We start from the raw sequence: 8,225 nt of genomic DNA, 5'->3' as shown, positions 1-8,225 counted from the left end.
GACGTCCGCAGGTGCTCGGCGAGGTTGTCCAGGGTCGACGCGAACGCGGTCAGGTGGTCCCGCCGGTCGATCCCGGGCGGTACGTCGCGCGCCGAGATCGTCACCAKGGACCCGTCGGGGTGCGGAGCGACGGTCCAGGTCATCGACATCGTGCCGGCCAGGTCCGGGTCGTCGGACACGAACTCGGCCGCCTCGACGACCCGCCGCGGGCCGACCACCTCGACGAAGCGGACCTCGACGACGTCGCGGTTGTCGCCCGACTTGCCCCGCTCGGCCGGGTCGTCGTACGTGAGGACCATCCGGTAGCCGCCGCCGGGCCGGGGGTCGAACCACTCGACCGTGGCCGACATGCCGCTCGGCGGCAACCAGGCGGCCCGGGCGTCGGCGTCGACGAGCGCTGCGAAGACGGTCCCGGGCGGCGCCGGAACGACCCGCTGCGCCTCGTCGATGCGCTCCACGGCCCCGATCCTAGGCGCGTCACCCGCGCGTTAGCCTCGGGCCATGGCCCGCCTGCTCGTCGTCCACCACTCCCCCACGCCGCTGGTGCGCGGCCTGGCCGACGCGGTGCTGGCCGGCGCCCGGGACGAGGAGATCACCGGTGTCGAGGTGGTCGAGCGGGAGGCCTTGACCGCGACCGCCGAGGACGTGCTGTCGGCCGACGGCTACCTGCTCGGCACGACGGCCAACTTCGGCTACATGTCGGGGGCGCTCAAGCACTTCTTCGACACGATCTTCCTCGAGGCCGGCGGCGCCCTGACCGACGACGGGTCGGCGTCCGGGGGGTCCGGCGGACGACGGCCGTTCGGGTTGTGGGTGCACGGTCGCTACGACACCACCGGGGCCGTGCGCTCCGTCGAGTCCATCGTCGGGGCGCTGCCCTGGCAGCGGTCCGCGCCGGTGCTCGAGGTGCTCGGCGAGGTGGGCGACGCGGAGCGCGCGGCGGCGTACGACCTCGGCGGTACGATCTCCGCGCTGCTGAGCGAGTGAACGGACGGGACACCATGGCGCACCCCGGGATCGGCGTCGCCGTCCTCCTCGCCGCCCTGGCGCTCGGGGGCTGCACGGACGACGCCGGCTCCCCGGAGCCCACCACCTCCTCCGCACCGCCCAGCTCGTCGGTGGCATCGTCGCCCTCGCCGACCGCGGTCGTGTCCCCCGAGCGGCCCACCCGGGACGGCTGCCACCTCCTGACGTACGAGGAGGCGATCGCCCCCGTGGTCAGCGGCACGGACGTGCCCTGCGGACAGCGCCACACGTCGCAGACCTACCGGGTCGCCCGGCTCGACCTGGTGAAGGACGGCCACCTCCGCGCCGTCGACTCACCCGACGTCCAGGCCGACGTCGCGCGCACGTGCACCTCGTCGCTCGGGGCACACGTCGGCGGGTCGGTCGAGGACCGTCGCCTGAGCATGGTGCAGGCCGTGTGGTTCACCCCCTCCGTGGAGGACGCGGCGGCCGGTGCGGACTGGTTCCGCTGCGACGTCGTGGCCCTGGCGTCCGCGGGCGAGCTGCTGCCCCTTCCGCGCCGCTCTCGCGGGCTGGTCGGCTCGTCGGACCGGTTCGCGGCGTGCAGCACCGCGGAGCCGGGATCCACGACCTTCGCGCGGGTCCCCTGCGGGGTCGGCGACCACGCGTGGCGGGCGATCTCGACCGTCGACCTGCCGGGGTCGGCGTACCCCACGGCCGCGCAGTCGGCCTCCCGGATGGAGTCGGCGTGCCGCTCGGCAGCACGGGCCCGGGCCGACGACCCCCTCGACTTCACCTGGTCGGAGGAGCGGCCGACGGAGGCGCAGTGGGAGTCCGGCCAGCGGTACGGCACCTGCTGGGTCCCGGACTGATCGTCGCGCACAGTGGGTGGCCGCCCGGCCCGCGCTCACGTCGGCTACGACCGCGGCAGGACGGTGCGGAGCCGGTCCTCGAGGCGCCGGTTCTCCGACCCGGCGTCGTCGAAGAAGCCCTTCTTGCCGGGCGGCGGCAGGAAGCCGACCACGTCCATGACGTCGAAGTAGGGCTGCGCGACCCGGCCCGTGCGCTCGGTGTAGTCGACGGCGAACGCGTCGGCCGCCGTGTCGCCGTGCACGATCGCGATGTTGGTGGCGCAGTGCGCGACGTCCAGCCAGGCCGGCCCGACGGAGGTCTCCACCCAGTCCACGACGCCGGAGACCCGGCCCTGGGACCACAGGACGTTGCGCGGCTGGAAGTCGCGGTGGATGAAGCACGGCAGGAAGGCCGGCGGATCCGAGCGGAGGAGGGCGAACGCGTCGAGCCACAGCCCAGGGTCCCTCGCCCAGGGCGGCACCACGTGCTTCGCCTCCCAGGCCCAGGACTGGTAGGCACGCACCTCGATGGTGGGTACGACGTCGTGAACGGTGGCCAGCACGTCGGCCAGCCGGCCGGTCGCTGATTCGCCCGACTGATCGGGCTGGATGCGTCCCGGCAGCAACGTCATGAGGTGCGCCGGGACGCCGCAGTGCCGCCCGTCGGCGTCGAGCGCCAGGGTGCGCGGTGCCGGCACCGGCGTGGCCGCGAGCATCTCCTGGACGGCGCTCTCACGCGCGGTGAGGCCGGCGCCGTGCGTGCGCCAGGGCTCACGGGTCATCAGGCGGAGCACCACCTCGTCGCCACCCTCGACCGACAGCGCCAGCATGGTGGAGGTCCACCCGCCGGCCAGCTCCCGCACCCCCGTGACCGGTCCGGCCACTCCCGCGGCCCACTCCAGGGCCGCAGCCACGTCCACACCGCCGAGAGTCCGCACGCGCGGAATTGCACCACACCGCGGGCCGACGTCCCGGCCGACCGGCCGGGACCTCGGCCCCGKCGAGGTCGGACCGCAATTCGATTGGCCCGGCCGCCGCGCTTTTGCAAGGCTCGGTCCATGACGACCATCGAGCACCTCGGGCCCGACGACTGGCGCGACTTCCGGGAGATCCGGATGCGCGCGCTGGCGGACGCACCGACCGCGTTCGGGATCACGCTCGCCGAGGTCGAGGACCAGCCCGAGGACGTCTGGCGCGATCGGCTCACACAGGGCGACCCGATCCTGGCGGTGCGCGACGACGAGCGGCTCGTCGCCATGGGTGCGGGCTGGCTGCCGCCGGAGACGCCCGACACGATGATGGTGTGGGGCATGTGGACGGCCCCCGAGGCACGCGGTCGTGGTCTCGCCAGCACCCTGCTCGACCGCTTGGTGGACCACGCTCGTGAGCGCGGCCTCGCCGTGGTGGAGCTCCACGTCACCGAGGGCAACGACACCGCCCGGCGGCTCTACGAGGAGTGCGGCTTCCTCGCCACCGGCGAGTGGACGCCACTGCGCGAGGGCTCCCGGCTGCGCATCGAGCTGCTGCGCAAGCGCGTCAGCGCGCGTCGTCCCTAGCCGACGAGCCGCTCAGAAGCCGAGCTTGCGCAGCTGGCGTGGGTCGCGCTGCCAGTCCTTGGCGATCTTGACGTGCAGGTCGAGGTAGACCGGGGTGCCCAGCAGGGCCACGATCTGCTCGCGGGCGGCGGTGCCGACCTCGCGCAGGCGGGCGCCCTTGTGCCCGATCATGATCCCCTTCTGCGAGTCGCGCTCGACGTACAGGTTGGCGTAGATGTCCAGGAGCGGCTTGTCGGCGTCGCGTCCCTCGCGCAGGTTCATCTCCTCGACCACGACCGCGATCGAGTGCGGCAGCTCGTCGCGGACGCCCTCGAGGGCGGCCTCGCGGATCAGCTCCGCGACCAGAACCTGCTCGGGTGCGTCGGTGAGGTCACCGTCCGGGTAGAGCGGCGGGCCCTCCGGGAGCAGGGCGAGCAGCAGGTCGGACAGCAGGCCCACCTGGTCGCCAGCGACGGCGGATACCGGCACGATCTCGGCCCACGCGGTGTCGGTCTCGGTGCCGAGCGCGGCGATGTCGAGCAGGTGCTGCCCGAGCTGCTCGGGCGTGACGAGGTCGGTCTTGGTGGCCACCGCGATCTTGATGGTGCGGCGCACCTTGCCGAGCTCCTTGACGATGAACCGGTCACCGGGACCGATCTTCTCGTTGGCCGGGAAGCAGACCGCGACCACGTCGACCTCGGCCCACGTGGTCTTCACGAGGTCGTTGAGCCGCTCGCCCAGCAGGGTGCGCGGGCGGTGCAGGCCGGGGGTGTCGACCAGGATCAGCTGACCGTCCGGCCGGTGCACGATGCCGCGCACGACCGTGCGCGTCGTCTGCGGCTTGGAGGAGGTGATGACGACCTTGCTGCCGACGAGCGCGTTGGTGAGCGTCGACTTACCGGCGTTGGGTCGGCCCACGAAGCTCGCGAAGCCGCTGCGGAACCCCTCCGGGCGGGTGCCGTAGACCGGTCCGGCCGGCTCGATGCCGCGGACGTCGAAGTCCTTGTCGTGCTCGTTGCTCATGCGGTGCTCTCTCGCGCTGCGTCGTAGTCGGCCCAGATCTGGTCGTCACTCTTCCCTGCCGCCTTGCCGGCGCGCCAGATGGGTCCCGGATCGACGGCGCGTGGCTGCCGCTTCTGGCCGCCGCCGCGCCAGTAGCCCATCACGTCGTACGCCGCCGACGGCAGCGCGCGCTCGCGCATCAGGTGCTTGCGGATCGCCCGCATCTGGGCGGACTCCCCCGCCATCCAGAAGTAGCCGTCACCCTCGGGCCAGTCGATGGCGGTGACCACGTCGGCGGTGGCGGTCTCGACGCCGTCCGGGGGCGTCGTCCAGGTGACGTCGCCGGCGACGTAGCCGCGGATCGGCTCATCGGGGGTCTCCACCCACGCGGTCACGGGCACCGACGTGCTCTCCATGATCCGCGCGATCGCCGGCAGCGCGGTGAGGTCGCCCACCAGCAGCAGCCACGCGGCGTTCGCGGGCATGTCGAAGGAGCCCTTGGGGGCGCTCACGGTGACGGTGTCGCCGACGCACTCGGTCGTGGCCCACTCGGTGACGAGGCCTGTCTCGTGCACGACCACGTCGAGGACCAGCTCGCCCCCGGTCCACGACCGCACGGTGTAGTAGCGGGTCTGGAACTGGCCCGGGACGGTCAGCGCCACCCACTCGTCGGGCACGCCGGTCGAGGTGAACCCGGCCAGGCCGGGACCACCGAGCACCAGCCGCACGAAGTGCGACGAGAGCTGCTCGCGTCGCAGGACGTCCGCGGCGTACACAGCTGCTCGGGTGCTCATCCCGACAGGCTATCCGCGCTCCCCCTGCGCACCGGAAGTGCCCGGTCGGCACGTTCCAGCGCGCCGGAACCGCCCGGTCACCAGTCGGGGCGCATCGGGAACGACGACCCGCCGTCGTCGTGGTTGCGGGTGGCGAGCACGTGGTGCAGCTCGACCTCGTCGCGCTCGAAGCCCACCCGGGACCCGGCCATGTAGATCCCCCACACCCGCGCCGTCCCCTCCCCGACCTCGGCGACGCACTCGTCCCAGTGCTCGGCGAGGTTGCGGTTCCAGTCGGCCAGCGTGCGGGCGTAGTGCAGACGCAGATTCTCGGTGTGCTGCACCTCGAGACCGGCGTCCTGCGCGGCGGCGACGATCGTGCCCGACCCGGTCAGCTCCCCGTCGGGGAAGACGTAGCGGTCGATGAACGCCCCCGTCTCCTGGCGCTTGTTGTGGTTGCGGGTGATGCAGTGGTTGAGCAGTCGACCGCCGGGCCGGAGCCGGTCGCGGAGGTGGGCGAAGTACGTCGGGTAGTTGCGCACGCCGATGTGCTCCGTCAGGCCGATCGAGCTCACCGCGTCGAAGCCGGTCTCCAGGACGTCGCGGTAGTCGAGGTGACGCACCTCGGCCAGGTCGCCGAGCCCCTCGCGGTCGATCGCCTCCTTGGCCCACTGCGCCTGCTCGAGGGACAGCGTGACGCCCAGCGCGCGGACGCCGTACTCGCGCGCGGCGTGGCGCACCATCCCGCCCCAGCCGCACCCGACGTCGAGCAGCCGCTGGCCCGGCTGCAGCGCCAGCTTGCGGCAGACCAGGTCGAACTTGGCGGCCTGTGCCTCCTCGAGCGTCGCGTCCGGCGTGGGGTAGAGCGCACACGTGTAGGCCATCGACGGGCCCAGCACCCGCTCGTAGAAGCGGTTGGAGACGTCGTAGTGGCGCGCGATCACCCCCGCGTCGCGCGTCATCGAGTGGCGCAGCCCCTCCACCGCGCGGCGCCACCGCGGCAGGTGCTCCTGCGGCGGTGGGGGCGGCGGACGCAGGTGCGAGAGCCCGAGTCCGCGCGCGATCGCGAAGGCCTCGGACGGGGGCGGCACGCGGAACCGGGTGTGGTCCTTGAGCAGCACGAGCAGGTCGTAGGGGTCGCCGGGGTGCACCCCGGTCAGGTCGAGGTCCCCGCTCACGTAGGCCCGGGCCAGCCCGAGGTCGCCCGGTGCGGTCATCAGGTGGGCCAGCCCCCGCTCGCTCCTCAGGTGCAGCCCGATCGCCGCGTCCGGCGGGCCGGCGCTGCTGCCGTCGTACGCCGTGAAGCGGACCGGCATCCCGTCGCGCATGAGCCTGCCCACCGCAGCCCCGATGGGCATCCGTCGTGTGCTCGTCATCGTCCACCCACCACCTTGTCGAAGAGATCGGTCATCCGGCCGTCCGGGTCGTGCACCGACCTGACCCGGTCGAGGTTGGCCCCGTCGTAGAGCCGGTCGAAGTCGTCGCGGTCGTAGAACGCCTCGGAGTAGAGGCTCTTGTGCCCGCCGAGCTCGGCAACCTTCGCCTCGATCGCGCGGTTGCGGGGGGCGTGGGGGGCGTCCGGACCCACCGCGACGCTGCCCCAGAAGCCGACGTTGACGTACGTCGTCCCGGCGGTCAGCGGGTAGGTCGGCCAAGGTCTTTCGGCGTCGGTGCGCCGCAGCCGCAACGGGCACAGCCACACCGGGCGCATGCCGATCTCGGCGTCGAACCAGGCGAGGAACTCGGCCAGCCGGTCGAGGGGGACCTCGACGTCCTGCACCACCCGCTCCCCCTGCGGCCGGCCCGCCCTGCGGTCGAGCCGGTCCCCGACACCGAACCGGCGGTCCAGGGCGACGAGCCGCCAGTAGACGTCGGAGCGGCGCAGGCGCCGCGGCCAGAGGCGGCGCACGACCGGGTGCTGTGCGCCGAAGGCCCGCGAGCACCAGAACCAGTCGGTGTCCCAGCGCCACAGGTAGTCGTGGATGGTCAGCCGGTCGACGGACCGCTGCTGCAGCGAGCGGTAGAAGACCTGCTGGCCCGTGTAGTCGCTGGTCGGCCCCGGCTCGTCGGTCCAGCGGGCCAGGGTGAGGTAGAGCTCCCCGGGGGCGAACGCCACCCCGTCGAGACCGTCGACCTGCTCGCCGTCCCACGCGCGCTCCGCCACGATCCGCGCCACGGCCGCGGCGAGCTCGGCGGTGTCGGTGAAGCGCACGTGCCGCAGGGCGACGTACGCCGGGACGCGCTCGAGCTCGATCCGCAGCCGGGTGGCGTAGCCCAGGGACCCGTAGGAGTTGGGGAAGGCGTCGAAGAGGTCGTCGCCCGGCTTGGTCGTGACGATGTCCCCCGCACCGGTGAGGACGTCCATCTCCAGGACCGACTCGTGGGGAAGCCCGTGGCGGAAGCTGGTCGACTCGATCCCGAGCCCGGTCACCGCCCCGCCGAGGGTGATGGTGCGCAGCTGCGGGACGACGTAGGGGATCCGGCCGTGCTGCAGCGTGACCTCGACCAGGTGCTCGTAGGTGCACATGCCCTGGACCTCGGCGACGTCGCCGTCGACCTCGATCACGTCGACGAGTCCCGAGACGTCGAGGCCCGCCGCGCGGGTGTGTCGGGCGCGGAAGAGGTTGGAGGTCTGCTTGGCCAGCCGGACCGGCGCACCCCGGGGCAGCGCGGCGTAGGACCCCGTCAGCCCCGCCACGCCGGCATGGTGTCGGTCCCGACCGATCGCCGTACGCACGCTCACACGGTAGCGATCGGCGCCGACGTCGGACAGGGCTCCCAGGTGAAGATCAGGTAAGCCCGATCGAGCCCGATCAGGTGTGCAGCGTGCGACCCAGCGTGCCGCGTGGGTCGCCCACGTGGACCGGGACGCCGGTCCCGGCGAAGTCGCGTACGGCGCCCAGCTCGGGCACCGCGTCACCCGAGGTGAGCACCACCGCCGCCTCCAGGCCCCGCGACCCCGACGCGACGGCCATGGCCACGCACACCTCGAGGGCGGTCAGGGACAGCGACGGCAGGGCCACGCTCGCCGCCGCGTAGGTGCGGCCGTCGCGGTCGCGCACCGCCGCGCCCTCGGCGGCTCCGGTGCGAGCCCGGGT

10 protein-coding genes are annotated in these 8,225 nt (G+C 73.1%); 3 read left to right on the top strand and 7 right to left on the bottom strand.

The genetic code is table 11. From position 1 onward, the window contains the following. Window positions 1–458, bottom strand: a 458-nt coding sequence (locus ACXJKL_RS08825; RefSeq protein WP_457206690.1) for an SRPBCC domain-containing protein, incomplete at its 3' end; no start/stop codon positions are given. Window positions 459–501: 43 nt separating this feature from the next. On the opposite strand from ACXJKL_RS08825, the gene ACXJKL_RS08820 reads away from it, so the two are divergent. Both ACXJKL_RS08820 and ACXJKL_RS08815 read left to right on the top strand, forming a co-directional pair. Further along, on the top strand, window positions 502–987 hold the full coding sequence (locus tag ACXJKL_RS08820) for a flavodoxin family protein (RefSeq protein ID WP_457206689.1): 486 nt from the start codon (window positions 502–504) through the stop codon (window positions 985–987). A gap of 14 nt (window positions 988–1,001) precedes the next feature. Then, window positions 1,002–1,838, top strand: coding sequence for a septum formation family protein (locus ACXJKL_RS08815; protein ID WP_457206688.1), 837 nt, complete (start codon window positions 1,002–1,004; stop codon window positions 1,836–1,838). Between the two features lie 44 nt (window positions 1,839–1,882). Here ACXJKL_RS08815 and ACXJKL_RS08810 read toward each other — a convergent pair whose 3' ends face one another. Next, window positions 1,883–2,755 (bottom strand): phosphotransferase family protein, encoded by an 873-nt coding sequence (locus ACXJKL_RS08810; RefSeq protein WP_457206687.1) that lies wholly within the window; start codon window positions 2,753–2,755, stop codon window positions 1,883–1,885. A gap of 120 nt (window positions 2,756–2,875) precedes the next feature. Between ACXJKL_RS08810 and ACXJKL_RS08805 the strand changes: the two genes are divergently transcribed. Then, on the top strand, window positions 2,876–3,373 hold the full coding sequence (locus ACXJKL_RS08805) for a GNAT family N-acetyltransferase (protein WP_457206686.1): 498 nt from the start codon (window positions 2,876–2,878) through the stop codon (window positions 3,371–3,373). Window positions 3,374–3,385: 12 nt separating this feature from the next. Here ACXJKL_RS08805 and era read toward each other — a convergent pair whose 3' ends face one another. The 5 genes from era to ACXJKL_RS08780 all read right to left on the bottom strand — a co-directional run. Continuing rightward, window positions 3,386–4,375 carry a GTPase Era gene (gene era / locus ACXJKL_RS08800; RefSeq protein WP_457206685.1) on the bottom strand — a complete coding sequence of 330 codons (990 nt, stop codon included), beginning with the start codon at window positions 4,373–4,375 and terminating at the stop codon, window positions 3,386–3,388. Beyond that, window positions 4,372–5,148: a siderophore-interacting protein gene (locus tag ACXJKL_RS08795; RefSeq protein ID WP_457206684.1), complete on the bottom strand. Its 777-nt coding sequence runs from the start codon at window positions 5,146–5,148 to the stop codon at window positions 4,372–4,374. Before ACXJKL_RS08795 ends, era begins: the two co-directional genes overlap by 4 nt. Before the next feature lie 77 nt (window positions 5,149–5,225). Continuing rightward, window positions 5,226–6,503: a class I SAM-dependent methyltransferase gene (locus ACXJKL_RS08790; RefSeq protein WP_457206683.1), complete on the bottom strand. Its 1,278-nt coding sequence runs from the start codon at window positions 6,501–6,503 to the stop codon at window positions 5,226–5,228. After that, window positions 6,500–7,825 (bottom strand): FAD-binding oxidoreductase, encoded by a 1,326-nt coding sequence (locus tag ACXJKL_RS08785; protein ID WP_457206682.1) that lies wholly within the window; start codon window positions 7,823–7,825, stop codon window positions 6,500–6,502. Before ACXJKL_RS08785 ends, ACXJKL_RS08790 begins: the two co-directional genes overlap by 4 nt. 115 nt (window positions 7,826–7,940) lie before the next feature. Beyond that, on the bottom strand, window positions 7,941–8,225 hold a 285-nt coding region (locus ACXJKL_RS08780), incomplete at its 5' end, for a cytidine deaminase (RefSeq protein WP_457206681.1).

Source organism: Nocardioides sp. P5_C9_2 (genome assembly GCF_054049555.1).
This window is presented reverse-complemented; position numbering and strand designations above follow the sequence as displayed.